This window comes from Asticcacaulis sp., from assembly GCF_035497195.1.
In the GTDB taxonomy this organism is placed as follows: Bacteria; Pseudomonadota; Alphaproteobacteria; order Caulobacterales; family Caulobacteraceae; genus Asticcacaulis.
In genome coordinates this window covers 270,429-293,959 of the sequence record NZ_DATJDZ010000014.1, presented here as the reverse complement: position 1 = coordinate 293,959, position 23,531 = coordinate 270,429, and the positions used below count along the sequence as shown (strand labels likewise).

Annotated in this window: 19 protein-coding genes; 4 read left to right on the top strand and 15 right to left on the bottom strand. The window is 59.9% G+C overall.

Annotated features, from left to right (window positions below):
* Positions 1 to 501: 501 nt before the first annotated feature.
* Positions 502 to 1,953 (top strand): GH1 family beta-glucosidase, encoded by a 1,452-nt coding sequence (locus tag VL130_RS05435; protein ID WP_325361717.1) that lies wholly within the window; start codon positions 502 to 504, stop codon positions 1,951 to 1,953.
* 239 nt (positions 1,954 to 2,192) lie between these two features.
* Here the strand turns inward: VL130_RS05435 and VL130_RS05430 are convergent, their stop codons facing one another.
* The 6 genes from VL130_RS05430 to VL130_RS05405 all read right to left on the bottom strand — a co-directional run bounded on the left by VL130_RS05430 (position 2,193) and on the right by VL130_RS05405 (position 6,325).
* Positions 2,193 to 2,813 carry an urea carboxylase-associated family protein gene (locus VL130_RS05430; RefSeq protein WP_325361716.1) on the bottom strand — a complete coding sequence of 207 codons (621 nt, stop codon included), beginning with the start codon at positions 2,811 to 2,813 and terminating at the stop codon, positions 2,193 to 2,195.
* The gene (gene gntA, locus VL130_RS05425) at positions 2,800 to 3,495 is read right to left on the bottom strand and encodes a guanitoxin biosynthesis heme-dependent pre-guanitoxin N-hydroxylase GntA (RefSeq protein ID WP_325361715.1); all 696 of its coding nucleotides are present in this window, start codon (positions 3,493 to 3,495) and stop codon (positions 2,800 to 2,802) included. The genes VL130_RS05430 and gntA overlap by 14 nt, the downstream gene beginning before the upstream one ends.
* A complete protein-coding gene (locus VL130_RS05420) occupies positions 3,489 to 4,463 on the bottom strand; it encodes a hypothetical protein (protein WP_325361714.1) in 975 nt (324 codons plus the stop codon). Before VL130_RS05420 ends, gntA begins: the two co-directional genes overlap by 7 nt.
* 29 nt (positions 4,464 to 4,492) lie before the next feature.
* Positions 4,493 to 4,708, bottom strand: coding sequence for a hypothetical protein (locus tag VL130_RS05415; RefSeq protein ID WP_325361713.1), 216 nt, complete (start codon positions 4,706 to 4,708; stop codon positions 4,493 to 4,495).
* A gap of 103 nt (positions 4,709 to 4,811) precedes the next feature.
* Positions 4,812 to 5,537, bottom strand: coding sequence for a DUF6445 family protein (locus VL130_RS05410; protein WP_325361712.1), 726 nt, complete (start codon positions 5,535 to 5,537; stop codon positions 4,812 to 4,814).
* A 50-nt stretch (positions 5,538 to 5,587) separates the two neighbouring features.
* The gene (locus tag VL130_RS05405) at positions 5,588 to 6,325 is read right to left on the bottom strand and encodes a GntR family transcriptional regulator (RefSeq protein ID WP_325361711.1); all 738 of its coding nucleotides are present in this window, start codon (positions 6,323 to 6,325) and stop codon (positions 5,588 to 5,590) included.
* Positions 6,326 to 7,070: 745 nt separating this feature from the next.
* Between VL130_RS05405 and VL130_RS05400 the strand changes: the two genes are divergently transcribed.
* Both VL130_RS05400 and VL130_RS05395 read left to right on the top strand, forming a co-directional pair.
* A complete protein-coding gene (locus VL130_RS05400) occupies positions 7,071 to 9,596 on the top strand; it encodes a family 20 glycosylhydrolase (protein WP_325361710.1) in 2,526 nt (841 codons plus the stop codon).
* A gap of 10 nt (positions 9,597 to 9,606) precedes the next feature.
* Entirely contained in the window at positions 9,607 to 10,509 is a 903-nt protein-coding gene (locus VL130_RS05395) for a glycoside hydrolase family 16 protein (RefSeq protein WP_325361709.1), read from the top strand.
* Between the two features lie 41 nt (positions 10,510 to 10,550).
* Here VL130_RS05395 and lpdA read toward each other — a convergent pair whose 3' ends face one another.
* The 9 genes from lpdA to VL130_RS05350 all read right to left on the bottom strand — a co-directional run bounded on the left by lpdA (position 10,551) and on the right by VL130_RS05350 (position 22,587).
* Positions 10,551 to 11,957 carry a dihydrolipoyl dehydrogenase gene (gene lpdA / locus VL130_RS05390; RefSeq protein ID WP_325361708.1) on the bottom strand — a complete coding sequence of 469 codons (1,407 nt, stop codon included), beginning with the start codon at positions 11,955 to 11,957 and terminating at the stop codon, positions 10,551 to 10,553.
* Positions 11,958 to 12,139: 182 nt separating this feature from the next.
* The gene (locus VL130_RS05385; RefSeq protein ID WP_325361707.1) at positions 12,140 to 12,682 is read right to left on the bottom strand and encodes a hypothetical protein; all 543 of its coding nucleotides are present in this window, start codon (positions 12,680 to 12,682) and stop codon (positions 12,140 to 12,142) included.
* 55 nt (positions 12,683 to 12,737) lie between these two features.
* Entirely contained in the window at positions 12,738 to 13,610 is an 873-nt protein-coding gene (locus VL130_RS05380) for a hypothetical protein (protein WP_325361706.1), read from the bottom strand.
* Between the two features lie 104 nt (positions 13,611 to 13,714).
* Entirely contained in the window at positions 13,715 to 14,914 is a 1,200-nt protein-coding gene (locus VL130_RS05375; protein ID WP_325361705.1) for a patatin-like phospholipase family protein, read from the bottom strand.
* Between the two features lie 96 nt (positions 14,915 to 15,010).
* On the bottom strand, positions 15,011 to 16,561 hold the full coding sequence (gene odhB, locus VL130_RS05370; protein ID WP_325361704.1) for a 2-oxoglutarate dehydrogenase complex dihydrolipoyllysine-residue succinyltransferase: 1,551 nt from the start codon (positions 16,559 to 16,561) through the stop codon (positions 15,011 to 15,013).
* 76 nt (positions 16,562 to 16,637) lie between these two features.
* The gene (locus VL130_RS05365; protein ID WP_325361703.1) at positions 16,638 to 19,610 is read right to left on the bottom strand and encodes a 2-oxoglutarate dehydrogenase E1 component; all 2,973 of its coding nucleotides are present in this window, start codon (positions 19,608 to 19,610) and stop codon (positions 16,638 to 16,640) included.
* A 184-nt stretch (positions 19,611 to 19,794) separates the two neighbouring features.
* Positions 19,795 to 20,682 (bottom strand): succinate--CoA ligase subunit alpha, encoded by an 888-nt coding sequence (sucD, locus tag VL130_RS05360; RefSeq protein ID WP_325361702.1) that lies wholly within the window; start codon positions 20,680 to 20,682, stop codon positions 19,795 to 19,797.
* A 6-nt stretch (positions 20,683 to 20,688) separates the two neighbouring features.
* Positions 20,689 to 21,894 carry an ADP-forming succinate--CoA ligase subunit beta gene (gene sucC / locus VL130_RS05355; protein WP_325361701.1) on the bottom strand — a complete coding sequence of 402 codons (1,206 nt, stop codon included), beginning with the start codon at positions 21,892 to 21,894 and terminating at the stop codon, positions 20,689 to 20,691.
* A gap of 264 nt (positions 21,895 to 22,158) precedes the next feature.
* A complete protein-coding gene (locus VL130_RS05350) occupies positions 22,159 to 22,587 on the bottom strand; it encodes a DUF2306 domain-containing protein (RefSeq protein WP_325361700.1) in 429 nt (142 codons plus the stop codon).
* Positions 22,588 to 22,650: 63 nt separating this feature from the next.
* Here VL130_RS05350 and VL130_RS05345 point away from each other — a divergent pair, with 63 nt between their 5' ends.
* Positions 22,651 to 23,472 carry a LytTR family DNA-binding domain-containing protein gene (locus tag VL130_RS05345; protein ID WP_325361699.1) on the top strand — a complete coding sequence of 274 codons (822 nt, stop codon included), beginning with the start codon at positions 22,651 to 22,653 and terminating at the stop codon, positions 23,470 to 23,472.
* Positions 23,473 to 23,531 lie beyond the last annotated feature (59 nt).

Genomic DNA, 23,531 nt, shown 5'->3' with positions numbered 1-23,531 from the left:
CTCCAGCGCCCCTGCGGACCTTATATTTACCTTGCCACCATGTCCTATCGGACAGTTTAATTTGACAGCGAAGACAAATTAATAACTTGCTGATATTATTAAAATATAATGCAATTGTAGCTATATTTTAATACCGTACACCTGACAAGCTTGTCATATTTTGACAATCGACTATTTGCAAACTGTCCAATTTATGTCAAGTAATTTGTCATCGATGTCATAAAGCGGTCGGGAAATAGCCCGATATCGCTGACCACCTGTGGCGCGAGCGCATCACATGCACGGTACGGAAATAACCAGCGATCGGAATCGCCAAACCGGGATTCTCAGGACAAGCATGGCGACCATTTACGATGTGGCCGAATTGGCGGGCGTTTCGGCGAAGACCATCTCGCGCGGGGTCAGCCGGGGCTGGAAATTTTTCACTTCCGCTCGTTGACATCGATGTCATTTTGAGCGTCTATGGAAAAAAAAACACGACTTTTCTCACAGGAAACACCCATGAATCGCCGCGATCTCCTTACCTCCGCCTTAGCCCTTGGTGCCGCCTCCCTCATGCCGAATATCGCCGAAGCCAAAAAGGCTAAAAAGTTCGTTGAAGGCGCCTTCCCCGAAGGCTTTATCTGGGGCGCCGCCACCGCCGCCTATCAGATCGAGGGCGCGTGGAATGAAGACGGCAAGGGCGAATCGATCTGGGATCGCTTCACCCTGGCGCCGGGCAAGATTCTCAATGGCGACACCGGCAAGGTGGCCTGCGACAGCTACCATAAATACGAAGAAGACGTGGCCCTGCTCAAGGCCATGAACCTGAAATCCTACCGCTTCTCGACCGCCTGGACGCGCATACAACCCGATGGCACCGGCCCGGCCAACCAAAAAGGTCTCGATTACTATTCGCGCCTGACCGATGCCCTGCTCGAAGCCGGCATCCGCCCGTTGCCGACCCTCTATCACTGGGATTTGCCACAGGAACTGGAAGACCGCGGCGGCTGGCCGGTGCGCGACACCGCTCAGCGTTTCGCCGACTACGCCGATATCATGGCGCGCGCCCTGGGCGACCGTATCGAGAACTGGGCGCTGTTCAACGAATCGAAGGCCTTCACCCAGATCGGTTACTGGCAGGGGGCGTGGGCGCCCGGCCGCAAGGACCCGCTGGCCTTCTTCAAGGCCACCCACACGGTCAACCTGGCGCACGGCATGGGCTATGCGGCGATGAAGGCCGTCAATCCGAAGCTGAAAATCGGCTCGGTCTTCGATGTATCGCCGCAGATCGCCTCGACTGACTCAGAGGGCGATAAGGCTGCCGCTGTTTTCATGGATAAACTGTCGAACCTGTGGTTCGTCCAGTCCGTTCTGACTGGCGCCTATCCCGAAGGCGTCCTGCCGGCCGACCGGCAAAACGAACTGCTGGGCTTCCTGCCGGGCGACGACAAATTGATGCAGGCCGATCTCGACTTCATCGGCCTCAACTATTATTCGCGCACCCGCGTCTGGGACGCCCAAAAGCCCTCCGGCGTGCCCGGCCTGCTGCTGCCGGATACCGAATGGGCCTTTGGCGATCATGAAAAGACCGACTTCGGCTGGGACATCTATCCACAGGGTTTCTATGATATCCTCAAGCGGATGCAGGCCGTCACCGGCAACCGTCCGATCGAGATCACCGAGAATGGCGCGGCCTACAATATTGGCCCTGATGCGACGGGCGCCATCCACGACGCCAAGCGCATCGCCTACTACAAAGGCCATCTCGATGCGCTTTCCCGCGCCATTAATGACGGTGTGCCGGTGCGCGGTTATCACGCCTGGAGCCTGATGGACAATTTCGAATGGGCCGCCGGCTACAGTCAGCGTTTTGGCCTGACCTATGTTGATTTCGCCAATGACCAGAAGCGGACAATCAAGGATTCCGGCCGCTGGTATGGCCAGGTCGCCAAGGCCAACCGCACGCTTTAACGCCCTTCGCCTCAGAATATCTGTGAGGGATTAAATTTATGACATCGATGACAAAAATACTTGACGCCGGACAGGCAGTACGAGAGAAGTAACGGGCATGGCCGCGAGGTTATGTACGAAGGGTGCTGCATCTGTCGTTTCGCGCAGGCGTGGCCCGTTCTTCCCCAACTGGCTGTTTCGGTCTCAACCCCGAAACGCACTTATTTCCGTGAAGGCCTTTGTGGTCTTCACGGTTTTTTTTAATGCCCGGTTTCGATCGCGTAATGGATCGGCTTGAAAGCATAGTTGTTGGATTGCAGGGCCGAACAGGCCGTGAGCGCGACAATCAGGTCCATGTGGGCCTCGAACAGGATATGATCGCCGGCCTGGCTCTTGGGCGCATCGACGGTGAATGAGCCATCAGCGGCGATATTGACATTCATGAAAATGTTGAACGCCGTTGGAATCTGATCCGGCGTGACGCCGTAAGGTTCCAGCGCATGGGCAAGGTTGCCGAAACAGCCCTGGTGGGGATTTTCATCACCATAGATGATGCGGAAGGTGTCTTTCGAGCACGGCGTCAGCAGGAAATCATGCCGCCCGACTGTATCTTCGATAATCTTCAGCATGATGTTGGAGCGGTTGGAATAGAGCGGATCGCCGGTGCTGAGGAACAGCTTAGAGGCGTAATCAAGCGACCGGCCGGACGAGATCACTTCATTGATATCGTGCGCGTTGAAAGCCAGCATGTCGGAGACCTGCTCGCCCTGCGGATCGATCACCCGCAGGCGCTGGCCGCGATTAAGCCGGAATGCGGCCCCGTGTCTGGCCGGAATTTCGATGCGGCGGCCCTCGGTAGTCATATCGTCAGCGATCATCATTCAGTTCCTCATGATGCGATTCAAACGGGCAGCGCCAGTTTTTCGAAACGGCGCGCCCGCTATATTGCCGGGCGGCGGATATATCGCCATGCTTTGCCAGCATGGGGTTTGGCGAACCGGCCAGGGCGACATCGCGGCAGGTAATCGCCCGGCTCAATCCGTCATAACGTCCCTGAGCACGCAGGCGTTCAAACTGGTCATGCGGATTAAAGATCAGGGCCGGGGTCATGAACCGCCGCGCCGGTCGGCTGCTCAGCGGATGCAGGCCGACGAGAAAGAAGGCCTCACCGCCGAAGCTCAGCGAAAAATGCGGGTCGCCGGCGTCGGGACTGACGCGCGGATCATAGGGCTGGTGCTTCGCGGCATCGATATCGGACAGCGCCTGCACTCTCTGCCACAGGGCCTGCTCGAATCCCTTTTCCGACAGATCTTCCGGACCTCGAAACAGGACAGCCAGGCTTTGAAATGGTTGCGGATCAGCTTTGTAACGCCCGGCGAAGGCGGACAGAGCGGCATGGATGCGGGCATCATCGGCCGGGCAACAAATATCCATGGCCACAAGGATTTCGATATGATCCTGATTGAGCGCCGCCTTGGCGCCGACACACGGGTATTGGACATCAAGAATTATGGCGCGAAATTGCGCGGTCAGGTCGTCAACGGCAATATCGCGCATCAACATGATTTCACCATATCTTTAAGCGCGCTGGAAAGACGCTGCATTGAAATGATCTTGTCACGCCACGACAGGGCAATCACCGGACCGACATCCGTCTTATTGACATCGACGATATAGAGGCGGCCATCCTGGTCGCGCAGGATATCCAGTCCGCCCCAATCCAGCCCCATGCGGGCGTTGAAAGCGGCGATCAGCGCCAGTTCTTCCGGCGAATAGACTTCGGCGGGATCACGCAGGAAGGCTTTGCGATTGTGGATAGCGAAACGGCTGCCTGACGGTTTGAGCTTGATCCACACTACTACCGGTTGCCCGCCGACGCAGGGTGTGCGCAGGTCACGGCAATAGCCATCAGGCCCGGTCGTATCGATCAGGCGCTGATAACACCACCCGTCGCGGCGCTCCGCGGGAGCCGTGACGATCCGGCCATCGTGGACGCCGTTTTTTTCGGATTTGGCGACGATATCACCACGGGCCGTTTCCGGATCGACAAGCAGCGGATAGCCGAAAACCGCTTCAAAAACCCTGGCGACATGGCCCTTGCTGATATCGGTGCAGGCGAAATTTAGCCGGCGCGCATTGAGGCTGGCCGGCGGCTGGCCCGCCGTAACGTCGTCAAAATAGATAACCGCGTCGGCCTCGGATTGACGATCCACAGACTCGATACCCGCCCATAACGCCGCGCCACCGAGCAGATACCACGGACGCGGCCTGTCCGGCACAAAGGCGAGACGCGTTGTGGCCTGGCGTGTCAGCCGCGCCCAGCTTGCGACCGTCAGCAAAATGGTCAGCCACACCACCCAACTGGCGATTTCAGCCATCAGATGGCGATCGACCCGCAATCGTATGGCGGTCTTGCGGATTTCCAGACACCCGTCGCGCCAGGCGAAATCGCGATACCACGGCGCACGCGGCGCGGCAGAAAGGCCAACCGGCGAGGTAAGCGGATATCTTGTATCTGCAACAGGGCGCATCAAAACAGCTCCCGGCTTCTGGTAAGATTTCAATCGGTTTTCTTGCTTATGGCGTCACCGGCCTTTTCGACCGGATTGCGGTCTTTGAGCTGATCGCCCGCCTTGTCCACACCGTTCGGCAGGGCTTCCACCGCGTCACCGACCCGTTCTGTCCCGCTGCGATTATCCGGCAGATTAAGCAGGAAAATAGCGGCGATCACCACAAGCGCCACGCCGCACAAAATATAGATGCCGTTCTTGCCCATCGAGTTTACTCCCTCAAATTGCACATTGAGGAAACCATACTGACGCGCCCGTAAGGATAACATGCGCGTCACGGCCGCAAATTATAAACGCCGGGATTGCCCGTTATGACGCTTTGGGCCGCACAATATCGATGAAACTGTTGGCGGTCAGGCGGCCCGTGCGCGGGTCGCCGGTCAGGTGCGCGCCCTCCAGAAGCCCCGAATGCAGCACATGACTGCGATAGATGATCAGGCGGTTGAATTTCAGTTCGGCGAAATCGATCAGCTCGTAATTGGGCGTCTCATTCGTTACGTGACGTGTCAGTTGCTCGCCGGTTGTCTCCAGTTCCGCGGCCGCGTGGCGGACATAATCGGCACGACGGCGGGCATCGATCCCCTCGAAACCGGTCGCCTTGTGACGAAAGAACCCGGTGCCGCCCGGCATGTCGCGGCAGAGATAATGCACCAGGGCGATGCGAAACGGATCGGGCGAATCGTGGTGAGGCACCTTCTGAACCGGTTCCAGGTCTTCCGGCGCCTCCGTGGCCAGGGCCAGGAAACCGAACATCGTCTTGCGCAGGTTCGCCGGCATACCGAATCCGCGCGCCAGCAATGGATTGACCGCACTGAGGATGCCCTGGCCATAATAATCCGGCAAGGGGGCGTTGAGGCCGGGATAGCGCGTGTGATCCGGTTTTTCAAATACGGCGGTAACGGCTGATTCAATCAGCCTTTCCGGCTCAGCGATCGCATTATCGATGATCAAAAGCGGATGGCCTTCGCGGCCGACCCGGCGCATTTCCATACGGGCATCGGCACTGATACGTAAAGGCGGCGTTTCACTGGTCATGGAGCGATCTGGGGGTCATAGAGCAGGTCTAGCGCAGTGGCACGCCCGGATCAAACGCGATTCAACTCGGCCACCACATCATAGGCGTCGCCGCGATACCAGCTCTGGGTGAATTCGGCGGCGCGGCCATCGGCGAGGAAGCCCCGCCGCTCGATGAACAGGCCGGCATCCCCTGGCCGGATGCCGAGGACCTCCGCCTGATCGGCGCTGAAAGCGACGGCGCGAAGGCGTTGCAGGGCGCGCACCGGGCGATTGCCGGCGGCATCGAGCGCGGCATAGAGCGAGTCCTCGACCGCGCCGGGCGCCGGCAGGCAGTAGCCTGGGATGGTAGAACTTTCCAGCGCCATCGTCTGGCCATCGGCATAGCGCAGGCGCTGGAAACGATAGACCAGCGTGCCGGGCGACAAGCCGAGCGACAGCGATTCCTCCGGCGTCACCGCACCGGCCGATTTCGACAGCCATTCGCTGTGCGGCACGCGTCCGCGTGAGATCATGTCCTCGGAAAAGGACGATAATTTGGAAAAGCTTTTCTCGACCCGGCTGGCGACGAAGGTGCCGGCCCCACGGCGACGCGTGATCAGGCCCTCATTGACCAGGCCATCGACCGCCTTGCGCACGGTCAGGCGCGACACGCCAAACTCCTCGGCCAGATCGCGCTCCGGCGGGATGGCGGCTTCGGGGGTGAGAATACGCGACAGGATGGCGTCACGCAGTACCTTCTGGAGCTGCATGTAAAGCGGCGCCGGATCGTCACTGACCAGTCCACCGACGGTTTCGATAAATGACATACGCCCTCCCCGAGCGGCTTTTATAAGTCCATTTTTTGCGGAAACGGCTCCTGTTTCCGTTTGCTGTACGGACCTGCACAGTCCGAAAACGGCCCACTTCACGAAGAACGCCGTTGTCGAACTGCCGACACTATTCCATTGGTATTGCTCCGTCAACGGTTTTGTCCGGCAATTGGCGGGTGAAAGTGACGCCCGATTTTGACTAAGGTGATAAATTTATATATGAAAATTCAGATGATTAAGTATAAAATGTAACAGCCCTTCCCGACAGCAGGACCTGCCATTGCTTTCACTGGCTAGTGCGGAAGATAAATTGGTATTATCCAAACAGCTTGAAATCGCTATAATAATTCAATTTGAAGTAAGGATTGGTCTTTTGCTCCGCGGGGCGGCACAGGATGCGTTCTCCGGCAGGGACGGATGATGGAGACAGGCGCTTCAGGCGTCAGGTTGCGGCCAGTGGTTTATGCCGCCAAATTGGTATTGCAAATACGTCCTTTATACCCACCAGACAAAATACGAAATCGTGTTTTTGTATGCACAAATAAACATATATTATTATTTAAATACATAGCATTATGCTAAATTTGCATGAATTTTAATTTTCATTTCGCCCATGCAAAGCCGCCATATTGGTTCTATATTGGAGGCTAAATGATGCCATATAGGTCCTGTCTGGCAATTGACAAGTCCCCTGGCTTGGGTCACCTTGCCCGGAGAAAAAGATAAACAGAGGGGCGCCAACATGCCGAAATCATCCCGCATCCGCCATTTTCGTGGCTTGATTGGCGCCGCCCTGTTCGCCACCACGGCCCTTGTTCCGATCATGGCGCATACGGCGGCGGTCAATCCTGTCACCTATTTCACGGATCATCTCGGCTACAAGCTGAGCGTAATTCCAAACGCATCTAATGACGGATTCAACACCCGCCTTGACCTGACCCTGCCCAAAACCGACCTGCCCGAAGGCGCGTGGGCGCTCTATTTCGGCTCGGTCAGTCCGCTCGATCTGATTGGTGACACCGCCTTCGACCTGACTCATATCAATGGCGACAATTACAAACTGACCCCCAGAGCCGGCGTCACGCTCACGCCTGGTGAAACCTATTCGGTGACCTGGGCCGGCCATTCGCCTTCCGAATACCTGGCCATGCCCAATGCTTATATCGTGGCCGATGGCGCCCCCCCGGTTACGATCGCGGCGTCACGGACGAAATTCGATCCGGCGACCGGACTGGAATATCTGCCCTTCGTGACGCCGATCACCGACGAAGCGACCACACGCAAGGGGCCGCAGGACGCCACCCAATGGCTGACGCCGGAGCGCGCCTTCGTGCAGAACGCTTCCCGCGAAGTGGCGCAGGCGAAACCCGATATCATCATTCTGCCGACGCCCGTTGCCGCGAAACATCTCGATGGCCAACCGCTCGATCTCGGCAAGGGGATCGCCCTCAAGCTCACCGGCCTCACCATTCCCGACATCAAGGCGGCGCTCGACGCCTCGCATCTGAAACTGGTCGCCTCAGGTGTTCCGGTCGAAATCACGATCAATGACGGCAAGCCCGAATCCTATCATTTACTGGCGCAGAACGGTAAAATCGTCATTACCGCCGCCGATGCCGCCGGCGCCGCCTACGCTGTTGAAAGCCTGTCGCAACAGGCCGCTTTCGAGCACAACCGCCTGAAACCGATCGAGATCAGCGACGCCCCACGTTTCGGTTTCCGCGGCCTGCATATCGATCTGGCGCGCAATTTCCATTCCAAGACCTTCATCCTCAACACCATCGACCAGATGGCGGAATACAAGCTCAACCGCCTGCACCTGCACCTGGGCGACGATGAAGGCTGGCGGCTGGCGATCAACGGCCTGCCGGAACTGACCGACATCGGCAGCCGTCGCTGCCATGACCTGAAAGAAGAGGCCTGCCTGCTGCCGCAACTCGGCGCAGGCCCGCAAGGCTCGAAAATCGTCGATGGCTATCTGACCAGGGCCGACTATATCGAGATCATCAGATCAGCTAATGCGCGTCATATCGAGGTCATTCCGTCGTTCGACATGCCGGGCCATTCGCGCGCCGCCGTCCGCTCGATGGAGGCGCGTTACCGCCGCCTGATGGCCGAAGGCAAGCCGGAGGCCGCCAATGAATTCCGCCTGCAAGATCCGGCTGACAAGACCGTCTATGACTCGATCCAGCACTACAACGACAATACGCTGAACGTCTGCATCCCCTCGACCTATCACTTCATCGAGACGGTGATCGACGATATCAGGGCGATGCACACGGAAGCCGGCGTGCCGCTGAAAATCTACCATATCGGTGCCGATGAAACTGCCGGCGCCTGGACCGATTCCCCCGCCTGTCAGGCGCTGGTCAGGGCAAAGGGTCTCGATCCGGCGCATATGACCCCTTACTTTATCACCCAGGTGTCGCAGATGCTTGGCCAGAAGGGCATCGAACCCGCCGGCTGGAGCGACGGCATGGGCCATGTCAAGCCGGAAGAGATGCCGAAACAGGTGCAGTCCAATAGCTGGGGCGGGCTATTCAGCGGCGGTGTGGCCGAGGCCTATCGTCAGGCCAATCGCGGCTGGGATATCGTGATGTCGACGCCCGAAGTGCTCTATCTCGACATGCCCTATGCGCCCGATCCGAAAGAGCGCGGCATGGACTGGGCTTCGCGCAGCACTGATCTTTTCAAGGTCTTTGCCTTCATGCCGGAAAATCTGGGCGCCAATGCCAGCCTGATGACCGACATCCAGGCGCACGGCCAGACCATTCTCGACAGCGAACCGCTGGAGGCCGGACGCAAAATCACCGGGATGCAAGGACAGCTATGGAGCGAAGGCGTACGCGCCGACAGCATCGCCGACTATATGTTCTATCCGCGCGTGCTGGCTTTGGCCGAACGCGCCTGGCACACGGCTACGTGGGAACCGGCCTATGTCGCCGGCAAATCCTACCGCTACGGCGATCGTCAGGTCGATGGTCAGGCGCTGCTCGCCGACTGGCAAGGCTTCAATGACCGCCTGACGCCGCGCCTCGCCGAACTGGATCGGGAAAAGGTCGCCTATCGCCTGCCGCCGCCGGGCGCGCGTGTCACTGGCGGCATTTTCGAGGCCAACCTGGCCTATGGCGACCTAAAAATCCAGTACCGCACCCAAGGCGGAAAATGGCTGACCTATCACGACGCCGTGGAGGTCAAAGGACCGATCGAGACCCGCTCGGTCGCGCCGGACGGCCAGCGCTACAGCCGGATAGTTACGGTAAAATAGGGGGCTAACTATGCACAAGTACGGGATTATCGGCGCGGCCGCGTTCATCACCCTGACCGCAAGCGCGCTGTCCGCCTGCGGTGGCGGTGGCGGTGGCGGTGTGAGCACGGGCGGCGGAAGCAGCTCATCTTCATCTTCGTCTTCTTCCAGCAGTTCATCATCCTCCAGTTCATCGGATGCGCCGGCAGGATACAGTCTCGTCTGGGTCGATGATTTTTCCACCGATGGTCTGCCGGATTCCGCCGTCTGGACCTATGACACCGAGGCCAACGCCACCGGCTGGTACAACAACGAGAAGCAGTATTATGCTGTGGGCCGGCTGGAAAATTCCAGCATCTCCGGCGGCATCCTGTCGATCACCGCGCGCAAGGAGGACCTGACCTCCGCCGCCGATTACGGCGGCCAGCACTACACCTCCGCCCGCCTGATCACCCACGGCAAGAAGAGCTGGACCTACGGCTATTTCGAGGTCCGCGCCAAGCTGCCCTGCGGTCAGGGCACCTGGCCGGCAATCTGGATGCTGGGTGAGAACGGCTCCTGGCCCGCCGCCGGTGAAATCGACATCATGGAACAGGTCAATTCGGACACCACCATCTACGGCACAATGCACACCCAGCAAACGGTCAATACCGGCGTCACCGGCGGCACACATATTTCCGTGCCGACCGCCTGTACGGATTTTCATAAGTATCAGTTGACCTGGACAGCGGACAAGATCGAGGTCGGGGTCGATGGCACGGTCTACCAGACCTTTACCAATGCCCACACCGGCCACGATCAATGGCCTTTCGATGAACCGCAATACCTGTTGCTCAATCTGGCTATCGGTGGCGATTGGCCGGGCGCGATCGACGACAGCATCTTCCCGCGCACCATGCAGGTTGATTACGTCAAGGTTTATCAAAAGCGGTGAACTTACCGGGCGTGGGGTCCGCGACCCCAAACCCCGTAATCTTACATCTGCATGGTCCAGTTTTCGACGCCCATGGCCGCCTGGCGGACCGCTTCCGAACGCGTCGGGTGCGGATGGCAGGTGCGGGCCAGATCTTCCGATGCGCCGCCGAAGGCCATCAGCACGCAGACCTCGCCGATCATTTCACCGACCTGCGGTCCCATCATGTGCACGCCCAGAACCTTGTCGGTCTTGGCGTCGGCGATGAACTTCACGAAGCCTTCGGTCTCGTGGTTGATCTTGGCGCGACTGTTGGCCATGAAGGGGAACTTGCCGGTCTTGTACACTACGCCCGACGCCTTGACCTGCTCTTCGGTCTGGCCGACCCAGGCCACTTCCGGCGAGGTATAGACGACCGACGGCACCAGATTGTAATCGACGTGACCGGCCTTGCCGGCGATCAGTTCGATACAGGCGACCGCGTCTTCTTCGGCCTTGTGCGCCAACATTGGCCCCAGGATCACATCGCCGATCGCCCAGACGCCCGGCGCGGAGGTCTTGAAGTGGCTGGTCGGGATAAACCCGCGCGGATCGGGGGTAATGCCGACCGTTTCCAGGCCGAGGCCTTTGGTGAACGGACGGCGGCCGATGGCGACCAGCACGACGTCGGCATTGAGTTTTTCGGCATTGCCGCCGGCCGCCGCTTCGAGCGTCAGTTCAACGCCCTTCGCGCCGGTCTTGGCGGCCGTCACCTTGGTGCCGAGCTTGAAGGCGAAGCCCTGCTTTGTGAGGGTCTTCTGGAAGGCGGTGGCGGTTTCGGTATCCATACCCGGCGTAATGCGGTCGAGGAATTCAACCACGGTCACCTGCGCACCGAGGCGACGCCACACGGAACCCAGTTCGAGGCCGATAATGCCGGCGCCGACGACGACCAGCGACTTCGGCACGGAGGGAAGCGACAAGGCGCCGGTGGAATCGACGATCTGCTTCTGATCGACATCAACCCCCGGCAGCGGGGTCGGCTCGGAACCGGTGGCGATGACGATATTCTTGGTGGTCAGGTTAGAAGTGGTGCCGTCATTGCCGGTGACCACGACCTTACCGGGGCCGGTGATCTTGCCGAAGCCCGCCAGGTATGTGACCTTATTCTTCTTCATCAGGAACTCGACGCCCTTGGTCAGGGCGGTGACACTGTCCTGCTTGGCCTTCATCATCTGGACGAGGTTGAGCTTCGGCGCCGGCACTTCGATGCCGATATTGGCGAACTCATGACCGGCGGTTTCGAACAGTTCCGAGGCGTGCAGCAGGGCCTTCGAGGGCATACAGCCGACGTTCAGGCAGGTGCCGCCCAACACGCCCCGCGATTCGACGATGGCGGTTTTCAGGCCGAGCTGGCCAGCGCGAACCGCCGCATTATAGCCACCAGGCCCGCCACCGATGATCACCACGTCGAAATTGTCGTCAGCCATGCGAAAGCCCTCTCGCTCCGAGCGCATCCCGAAAAGTGTAACGCACTTTTCGGACCAAGATGCGCGTTAAAGACAAAACTTAGAGCACGTTTCCAAAACGTGTTCTAAGGTAAATTTTCTGCCCGTTAGCTAGGAGCGCAAGCCTGCCGGGTCAAGTCAATTACGCAGACTTATGGACTTTTTTACGCCAAACCCGCGCGTCCCGCCCTCGGTATGGGCCGGAAGCGCGACATGTAGATGAGGAAGCCGAGAACCAGGGCCACCAGAGTCAGCACATAACGCGGATCCCAGCCGGAAAGCACGGTGTAGAGCTTGTCGAACAGGCCGAGGCTTTTATCGCCATTGGTCAGGTAAGTCAGGATCAGATCGGCGCCAAAACCAAGCACATAGATGAAGCCGGCGCGGAAATTGCCGTTGGCATGAAGGAACGCCGCCAGCAGATAAAGTGTGATCACCGCGCCCCACAGCCAGACGACCGGCTTGTTGTCGGTGACAATGGCGGTGACCGCCGTATCGCCCTGAATGGAATCGGTCGCAGGAGCGGCCTGTTCCCCCATCATCGGCGCGTCGAAACCGCCGGAATAATCGGTGGAATCCATCGAACGCGCCCCGATGGTCGGGCCATTATCGACCGGCGGCAGGATAAAGGCCTTGACGACCGGGAAGGCGATCCAGGCGACGTAGGCCAGCACCACCAGAACAAGGAACCCCCGCAGATATTTCATCCTGTCACCCCTCATTTATGGTTAATGAGAGCTTAACCCAAATCCCGCCGTCACGCTACTCCTCAACCTTGGCCATGCCGACATCGGCGACGACGGCGGTAGGGCTGTCTTTCATATTGCCGAGCGCACCGAGATTGCGACTGGCGAAATCGGCCACCCGCATGAAATATTCCCGGTCGCCACAGGCCAGTACGCCCTCGGCATATGACAGGCGATAGGCCTTCACAGCCGCCTCCTGCGCGGTGGCGAACTGTTCCGGCGTCAGCTTGGTCTCGGCAATATCAACCGTCTGGACCTTGTGCATCCGGGCGAAACCATAGGCCGACTGACCACAGGCGGTGGCGGCATTGACGACATTCGGCTTGAGGATCAGGTCTTCATTGAGATTGAATTCCTTATCCTGGTTGGGATCATCCGGCACGAAGGCCATCGGCGGCGCGCCGGGCGCAGACTCGGCCTGCGCTACGCCGGCCAGGCTGGCGCGCGACTTCGGCCGGCCGACATGCTTGGCGAGATAGATCCAGAACTCGGACTGATCGAGCATGGCGTCTTCGTTGAAGGTGATGTCGAACTTGTCGGATTTGGTAATGTAGAGGTCCAGCATATCGCGGAAGCCGCGCTTCAGTTTGTCCCGGTCATCCTTCGACATCTGGCTCGATACCGACGGGCGGCCCAGATCGAGGGCGATGCCGTATTCCAGCATGATATCCGGGTGCTGGACATCGGCTTTTTGCAGCAGATCCATCATCGGCGCGGCCATGGCCGCATTGACATAGGCCTGGCCTTTCAGGGCGTCGGCCGGCGTGAAGCTTTCCCGATTGCTGAGTTCTTTTTTCTGCCCCTTCGCGGCGGCCGTACCGCCTATAGCCAGAGACACACCCAGCAAAATACCCACTGCCGTCAGCGCGGCGCCCCGTAACGTCTTCATCCCTGCCCTCATTTATAATAATTATTTTTGAGAGACTAATTCAACGCCGCCCACCGCACCAGTGCTTTAGGAAAAACTGCGTTCCTTCACAGGCGGACTGTGGCTTATTTATCGGTCCAGTTTTGCGGCGACAGGCCGATGGCGTAGCCCTTGTCGAAGACCTTGTTCATGCTCTCGGTATCGAAGGCCATCATGCCGCCATTGATGAAATCATCCGGCATGGCCGTCACCGAAACACTCAGATCGTTACGCTCGGAAAAGGCCTTCAGCGCCACCAGGGTGACGCGCGCCTGCGCCTTGGTGATGGTTTCCAGGCTGCGCGCGGCGATGGTGACGGCATTGTTCTTGGTCACCGCATAGGCCGGATTGATCTTGCCATTGACCAGCACATAGACATGGCCGCCGTGGCGCAGGTCGGTCGGCACGGTCCAGTCGAGCATCGATTCCGGCAGGATAAAAAACGGCAGGGTGACGCTGCCATCGACGTGCATTTCCTGCAACGGATGCCCCTTGGGGCCTTGCGCTTCGGGGTTTTGGTCGCCGACCGTATCGGTCTCGATCATCACCGGCGCGAAAGCCCCCGGCACGCTGGCCGAGGCGACCAGCACCTTGCAGAACAACTCACGCGCCGCTTCCCGCTTATGGGGGTGGGTCTGCGCCTCAAGTGCGATGGCGCCAAGGTCCCAGACCACGCCTTCCTGGCTGTCGAGATTGGTGGTGGCGACGAACAGGCGGCGGCCCTTCAATTGCTCGCGGGCGATGGCGGTCAGGAGGTCGTCGTCGATATAGCGCGCCACCAGATCGCGCAGTTCCCCCGCCTGGAAAATGCCCGGTGTGAAGGCGGCATAGAGCCCGCGCTTGCGTGTCAGGCCGGCAGCGGCGCCGCTGGTATAGGCGTCACGCAGCTTGGCGTCATAGTCCGGGCCGAGAAAGGCGAAAGGCGCGATCAGGGCGCCGGTCGAAACACCGGTGACGACGTTGAATTGCGGGCGGTCGCCGCGTTTCGTCCAGCCGATCAGCACACCCGCCCCGAAAGCGCCATCGGCCCCGCCACCGGACAGCGCCAGTATCTGGTACGGTCCGCTGGAAGGTGTTTTCGCCGCTGTGGTGCGCATATCCTTTTCCAGCCGGGCCGACAAGGTGGGGTCGTCGGCATTGAAGCGCGCATTGGGAAATTCCGGCACGGTCGCCGAGGCGGCCTCATTGAGCACGGTGGCGTCACGCGGCACGGTCAGACAACCACCGAGCGACAGCAGGGCGCAGGCGGCGAGCACAAGACGGAAGATGGGGAGCGACTGACGCATAGAGGCCTCTTTTCCGCATGATCTTACCACATACCGGATAAACAAAAAGCCACCCCTTCGCAGGAGCGGCTTCTGTTTTTTGGTTTATACCTGACCTTAGACGTCGAGGATAAAGCGCTGCGGGTCTTCCAGGCCTTCCTTGATACGGACGAGGAAGGTGACCGCTTCCTTGCCATCAACGATGCGGTGATCATAGGACAGCGCCAGGTACATCATCGGGCGGGCGACGATCTGCCCATTGACGACCATCGGGCGCTGCACGATGTTGTGCATCCCCAGGATGCCGGCCTGCGGCATGTTGAGGATCGGCGTCGACATCAGCGACCCATAGATACCGCCATTGGTGATGGTGAAGGTGCCGCCCTGCAGCTGGTCGATGCTGAGCGTGCCGTCGCGGGCCTGCTTGCCCAGGGCGGCAATGCCCTTTTCGATGCCGGCGAGCGACAGGGTGTCGACATCACGCAGGACCGGAACGACCAGGCCCTTGTCGGTGCCGACGGCGACGCCGAGGTCATAATGGTTCTTGTAGATGATGTCGGTGCCGTCGATCTCGGCATTGACCGCCGGGATGTCTTTCAGCGCCGCGACAACCGCCTTGGCGAAAAACGACATGAATCCCAATTTCACACCATGACGCTTTTCAAAAACGTCCTTGTAGGTGGCGCGCAGGGCCATGACCGTGGTCATATCGACCTCGTTGAAGGTCGTGAGCTGGGCGGCGGTCGATTGCGATTCCTTGAGGCGGCGGGCGATGGTCTGGCGCAGGCGCGTCATCTTCACACGCTCTTCACGAGGTGCGGTGGGACGCGGTGCAGCCGGTGCAGCCACAGACACCGGCACGGGGGCCGAAGCGGCCGGGGCCGGTGTCGAAAGGGCAGCAAGAGCATCACCCTTGGTGATACGGCCGTCCTTGCCGGTGCCATCGACCTTGTTCGGATCGAGACCGGTTTCAGTGACGATGCGCTGAACCGAAGGCGACAGCGGCTTGTCGGTCGAAGGGGCAGCAGCGACAGGCGCGGCCACAGGCGCCGGCGCAGCCGCAGGGGCCGAAGCGGAAACAGACCCGTCGGTGGAGATGCGGGCGATCACCTGACCCGGCGTCACGGTGGCGCCATCGCCGGCCACGATGTCGGCGAGCGTCCCATCGGCCGGGGCGGCGACTTCGAGCGCCACCTTGTCGGTTTCGATCTCGACGAGGATTTCGTCCTTCTTGACGGTGTCGCCCTTCTTCTTGAGCCAGGTCGACAATGTGCCTTCGGCGACCGATTCACCCATGACCGGGGTCTTGACCTCGATCAGATTACCGGAAGCCGGAGCGGCGGCAGGCGCGGCCACCGGAGCAGGCGCAGCGGCAGCAGGTGCCGCAGCGACAGGCGCCGGTGCAGCGGCGGCTTTCGGCGTGGCAACGGCAGCGCCAGCCCCACCAACCGTGCCGAGCACGATACCCGGCGTGACGGTTTCGCCTTCACCGACGAGGATTTGCAAGATCCCATCAGCGGGCGAAGCGACTTCGAGCGAAACCTTGTCGGTTTCAAGCTCGACAAGCATTTCGTCCTTCTTGACGGTTTCGCCGGACTTCTTGGTCCACTTGGCGATGGTGGCTTCGGTTACGGATTCTCCCAGGACGGGAACGAGGATGTCAGCCATAGGTCAGGCTCCAGTTTTGAATTTTTGCGTGCTGTTCAGCGAATGAGTGAGAAAGACTTCGAGGAAACCTCCGCCCTTAGGCGAAGGCCTCGTTTAAGAAGGTTTCGAGTTCTTTGAGGTGGCGGCTCATCGTGCCGGCGGCGGTCGAGGCCGAAGCCGGACGACCGACATAACGGGCGCGCTTAGCCTTGATGCTCAGGCGGGCGAGCGTCAGTTCAAGCCACGGGTCGACAAACGTCCAGCCGCCCATGTTCTTCGGTTCTTCCTGACACCACACCAGTTCGGCGTTCTTGAATCGGGCCAGTTCGGTCATCAGCGACTTCATCGGCCACGGGTAGAACTGCTCAAGGCGCATCAGGTAGACGTCCTTGATCTGCTTCTTTTCGCGGTCTTCGAGCAGGTCGTAATAGACCTTGCCGGAACACAGCACGACGCGGCGAATCTTGTCGTCCGCCGCGATCTTGACGCCAGCCACGGCGGGGCGGCTCTCGGCGTCATCGTGCAGGACACGGTGGAAGGACGAGCCTTCCGAGATTTCCGACAGTGACGACACGGCCTTCTTGTGACGCAGCAGCGATTTCGGCGTCATCAGGATCAGCGGCTTGCGGAACGGCCGGTGGATCTGACGGCGCAGGATGTGGAAGTAGTTTGAGGGCGTCGTGCAATTGGCGACCTGCATATTATCTTCGGCGCATTGTTGCAGGAAGCGTTCAAGACGGGCCGAGGAGTGTTCCGGCCCCTGGCCTTCGTAGCCGTGCGGCAGCAGCATGACGAGACCCGACATGCGCAGCCACTTGCGTTCACCCGACGAGATGAACTGATCGATGATGACCTGGGCGCCGTTAACGAAGTCTCCGAACTGGCCTTCCCACAGGGTCAGCGTGTTCGGATCGGCCAGCGAGTAGCCGTATTCGTAACCGAGCACCGCTTCTTCCGACAGCGCCGAATCGATGCCTTCATAGAGGGCTTGGCCATCGCGGATGTGGTTGAACGGGAAGTAGCGGTCTTCTGTGCGCTGATCGACAAAGGCCGAATGGCGCTGCGAGAAGGTGCCGCGGATCGAATCCTGCCCCGACAGACGAACCGGGAAGCCTTCATCGAGCAATGAAGTGAAGGCCAGCGATTCCGCCGTTGCCCAATCGAGGTTCTCGCCGGTTTCGATCATCTGGCGGCGGGCGTCGATAACGCGGCGCAAGGTCTTGTGGGCGTCGACATCGTTGGGGATGGTGGTGATCTTGGTGCCGAGTTCAACGAGCTTGGCGCGCGGCACGGAGGTAGACCCACGGCGTTCGTCTTCTTCCGGCAGGCCGAGGCCCTGCCACTTGCCGTCCAGCCAGTCGGCCTTGGTGGCCTTGTAGGCTTTGCCGGCTTCGAATTCGGAATCGAGGAAGGCGTCGAAATCAGCGATGAAACCATCGACTTCCGCCTGAGTGACCATACCCTCACTGATCAGGCGCGCGGTATAGAGTTCGCGCGTCGACGGATGGTTCTTGATCTTGGCGTACATGATCGGCTGGGTGAAGGTCGGATCGTCGCCTTCGTTGTGACCGAAGCGGCGATAGCAGAACATATCGACCACCACGTCCTTGGCGAACTTCTGGCGGAATTCGGTCGCCATCTTGGCGGCGAAAACCACGGCTTCCGGATCGTCACCGTTACAGTGCAGGATCGGCGCCTGGGCCATCAGCGCCACATCCGACGGATAGGGGGAGGAGCGCGAGAAGCGCGGCGCGGTGGTGAAACCGATCTGGTTGTTGATGATGAAGTGCATCGTGCCGCCGGTTTTGTAGCCCTTGAGGCCCATCAGCGCGAGACATTCCATGCCGACGCCCTGACCGGCGAAGGCGGCATCACCGTGGATCAGAAGGCCCATCGCCATGCCGCGATCCGGACCATTTTCGGTGTTCAGTTCAGGGTTGTTCTTGAGATGGAAGGCCTGCTTGGCGCGCGTCTTGCCGAGCACGACCGGATTGACGATCTCCAGGTGCGACGGGTTGGCGGTCAGCGACAGGTGAACCTTGTTGCCATCGAATTCACGATCCGATGACGCGCCCATATGATATTTGACGTCCGACGAACCTTCGATATCCGACGGCAGCGAGGTGCCGCCCTGGAATTCGTGGAAGATGGCGCGATAGGGTTTGCCCATGACGCCGGCCAGAGTGTTCAGGCGGCCGCGGTGGGCCATGCCGAAGATGATATCCTTGACGCCGAGTGCGCCGCCACGCTTGATGATCTGCTCCAGCGCCGGGATCATGGCTTCGCCGCCATCGAGGCCGAAGCGCTTGGTGCCGGGGAAGCGGCGGTGACAGAAGCGCTCGAAGCCTTCGGTTTCGATCAGCTTCTTGAGGATGGCGATCTTGCCTTCCTTTGTGAAGCTGATTTCCTTGTCGCGGCCTTCGATGCGCTCCTGCACCCAGGCCTTTTCAGCCGGGTCGGTGATGTGCATGTACTGGACGCCAATATTGCCGCAATAGGTACGGCGCAGGATGGCGAGAATTTCGCGGATCGTCGCCTGCTCCATACCGAGCACGCCATCGATGAAGATCGGGCGATCCATGTCGGAATCGGCGAAGCCCCAATAGGAAGGCTCAAGTTCCGGATTATGGATCGGCGGCTCAAGACCCAGCGGGTCGAGGTTCGATTGCAGGTGGCCGCGAATACGGAAGGTGCGGATCAGCATCAGCGCCCGAACCGAGTCGCGCGAGGCGGCTTGCAGATCAACCGGCGAAACACCGGGAGTCTTGGCGGCAATGGCCTTTTCGACCTTGGCCTGCACGGCCGGCCACACGCCGTCCATCGCTGACGTCAACTCGTCGCGCGGGGCATTGACCGGGTTCGCCCAGCCGCCGACATTGGCGTTGGCGTTGGCGTTGACCGTTTCGGGCCTGTCCATGAGGGAATCGAAGAAGGCGCGCCATTCGGGAGATACCGAATTGGGGTCCTGTGCCCAGCGTTCCTGCATCTGTTCGATGAAGATCGCATTTGTGCCGTAGAGGAACGAGGTCTCGGCAAAGACCTGATTAAGCCGACTGGAATCGTCTGCCATGAGTGCAACCATCGAGACGGCCAATTACGACACCGCCTCCCTTTCGCAAATGTTTTTGTGCTCAACCACCCATAGGGCTTGAGAGCGGGTTAAGGGAGCGGCCAATAACGACACCGCCCCGAACTGTATGATACCTGAAATTATGCCCCAGGGCCATAAGGCTCTGGGGCATAAATCAGACTATTTAAAGACCTTTTAAGACGCTCAAAAGAGTTTCGCCCAAAGCCGCTGGAGACGGGGCGACTTTGATGCCCGCGGCTTCCATCGCCGCGATCTTGTCTTCCGCGCCGCCCTTGCCACCGGAGATGATGGCGCCGGCGTGGCCCATGCGACGGCCCGGAGGGGCCGTGCGGCCGGCGATGAAGCCGGCCATCGGTTTCTTGCGGCCGCGCTTGGCTTCATCACGGATGAACTGCGCGGCGTCTTCTTCAGCCGAACCGCCGATTTCGCCGATCATGATGATCGACTTGGTGTCGTCGTCGGCCAGGAACATTTCGAGGATGTCGATGAACTCGGTGCCCTTGACCGGATCGCCGCCGATGCCGACAGCGGTGGTCTGGCCAAGGCCGGCATTGGTGGTCTGGAACACGGCTTCATAGGTCAGGGTGCCGGAGCGTGACACAACCCCCACCGAACCCGGCGAGAAGATGTTGCCCGGCATGATGCCGATCTTGCACTGGTTGGGCGTCAGGACGCCGGGGCAGTTCGGGCCGATGAGGCGCGACTTCGAGCCGGAGAGCGAACGCTTCACCTTCACCATATCCTGCACCGGAATACCTTCGGTGATGCAGATGATCAGTTCCATTTCGGCGTCGATGGCTTCCAGGATGGAATCGGCGGCGAAGGGAGGCGGTACGTAGATGGCGGTGGCCGTAGCGCCGGTGCGGTCACGGGCCTCAGCCACAGTATTATAGACCGGCAGGCCGATATGGGTCTGGCCGCCCTTGCCGGGGGTGACGCCGCCGACCATCTGGGTGCCATAAGCAATGGCCTGCTCGGAGTGGAAGGTGCCTTGCGCGCCGGTGAAACCCTGCGTGATGACCTTGGTATTACGATCGATAAGAACAGACATTGATACTTAACCCTTCACGGCCTTGACGATCTTGGCGGCCGCATCGGCCAGATCGTTAGCGGCGATAACGTTCAGTCCGCTCTCATTGATGATTTTCTTGCCGAGTTCGACATTGGTGCCTTCGAGGCGCACCACCAGCGGCACTTTCAGGCCGACTTCCTTCACGGCGGCGATGACGCCTTCCGCGATGATGTCGCACTTCATGATGCCGCCGAAGATGTTGACCAGGATACCCTTGACCTTCGGATCGGAGGTGATGATCTTGAACGCCGCCGTCACCTTTTCCGTGGTGGCGCCGCCGCCGACGTCGAGGAAGTTGGCGGGTTCGGAGCCGTAGAGCTTGATGATGTCGAGCGTGGCCATGGCCAGACCGGCTCCGTTGACCATGCAGCCGATTTCGCCGTCGAGGGCGATATAGCTGAGGTCGTACTTCGAGGCTTCGATTTCCTTGGCGTCTTCTTCGCTTTCGTCGCGCAGGGCGAAGATGTCCGGATGACGGAACAGGGCGTTGCTATCGAACGAGACCTTGGCGTCGAGGACGATCAGCCTGTCGTCACCCGTGATGATCAGCGGGTTGATTTCCAGCATGTCCATATCCTTGGCCACGAACGCCGCGTAGAGCTGGCCGAGCAGTTTGGCGCCCTGCTTGGCGACGTCGCCGGTCAGGTTCAGCGCGGCAGCCAGGGTGCGGCCGTGGTGCGGGAAAACGCCGGTGGCCGGATCGATGGTGAAGGTGATGATCTTGTCGGGCGTATTGTGCGCCACGTCTTCGATGTCCATGCCGCCTTCGGTCGAGGCGACGACCGAAACGCGCGACGACACGCGATCGACCAGCAGGGACAGGTAAAGCTCCTTGGCAATGTCAGCGCCCTCTTCGATATAGAGGCGATTGACCTGCTTGCCGGCAGGGCCGGTCTGGTGCGTGACGAGGACGCGACCGAGCATTTCGTCGGCGTTGACCTTGACGTCTTCAGGCGAAAATACGACGCGGACGCCGCCCTTGGCGTCAGGCCCCAGGCCTTCGAACCTGCCCTTGCCGCGGCCGCCCGCGTGAATTTGCGATTTGACGACGAAAACCTTGGAGCCGGCGTCCTTCGCCAGGTCCTTGGCGGCCTTCAGGGCTTCGTCAGGGGAATAAACGGCATATCCGCGCGGAACGGCGACGCCGAACTCTTTGAGGACGGCCTTAGCTTGATGCTCGTGAATGTTCATGAAACCGGTCTTGTGATGCTTGCCATACGGCAAATGCGTGCAGGACGGATCATCGCGCCCGTCCTTCGAACGGGGGCTTTATAGAGAGGCACGCGCTTGTGTGCAACCGCTCACACACATAAATTTGATGAATTCCGGCATTTTGATTCTTAAGGTTTCCCTTTTGTGACAGCCATGTTACCGCTACCGCCAGGCCAGGCAAGACGACAGCGCTGTCAGGACGCCGCCCCCACACCGCATAATATATACGATTTTTTTCGTTGCTCAGCCAAAGACCATTTGCCACATCAGGCGCCCCGGCAGGAAGGTGAACAGCCCGGCGATCAGCAACGCCCCGGTATAAAGGCGGGTCGCGTACTTTTTGTGCGCCTTGATATCCTTCTTTCGGGCAGCATAGACGATCATCGGCGCGGCGATCAGGGTAGCGCCGGAGAGGATATGGATGAAGCTGAATCCGCCATGATTGATGATCCTGATGAAGAAGGACGACCCTGCCACCACCACCATGAAGACGATCCAGGTCCAGCCCAGGATGCGGTGCATACCCGTGCCCTTCGGGCCGAAGATCTGCACCGCGCCGATGGAGAAGGCGGCCAGCGCCGCCAGCAGGTGAATCTGGATGACCGGCGAGACCTGGCCGATCAGGGCGATATTCGGCAGGTGCGGATGGGCGTAAGGGTCGAGCAGTGTCATAGGGCTTCCTTTTGAAAATCGGATGCCCCATAAGACAGCGGTCTTTTCTGGATGCCCGGCCCCATGCGTGAATCGCCCGACCTAATTCGTGAAACGCCGCCCCGTGTCACTGGCGCTTCGTCAGTGACACGGCTGATAATGGCCATCATCGGCCCGCACTGGTTGCGCACCTATGGCATCGCGCTCGGCATGGCGCTGCTGCTCACCTTCACGGCCGCCAACGGCACCGATGGCGTGCCGCTGCTGATTCGCTTTCCCTACTGGCTGATCCTCATGATTCTGGGCACGCTGGTGGCGCAGATTACCGGCCGGATGCTTGATCGCTACGCCAGCCTCACCCTGTGGCAGACCGTCGTGGCCATGATCTCAATCACTACGCCGTTGATCTGCCTGATCGTGTGGCTGGTGACGGCGGGTTTCAACAGCGACCACAGGCTTGACCCGGCCCGCCTGTTTTATCTCGTCGGGCCGGTGCTGGTGATCACGCTCGCTATGGCGATATTGCACGTCCTGATCAGCGGTACGCCGGCGCAAAGCCATGCCTTCGCGCAGGACAGCCAGACCGAACCCGGCGCCGCTTTCCGCGAGCGCCTGCCGTTCAAATTCCGTCATGCCGAGATTCACGCGCTGGAGGCCGAGGACCATTATCTGCGCGTCCATACCGCCGCTGGCGACACCCTGATCCTGATGCGCCTCTATGACGCCATCCGCGAACTGGACGGCATCGAAGGGTCTCAGACCCACCGGTCGTGGTGGGTGGCCAGGGCCGCCGTCACCGACACGACCCGCTCGAATGGCCGTGTCGGCTTTACCCTCAAGGGCGATCTGACTGCGCCCGTCAGCCGTAGTTTCCAGAAAGCGCTACGGCAGGACGGCTGGTTTTAAGTCATCAGGTCAATAGGGCAGCCTCTGTCGAATCTGCGTCTTTATCGTGACAGGTTTGT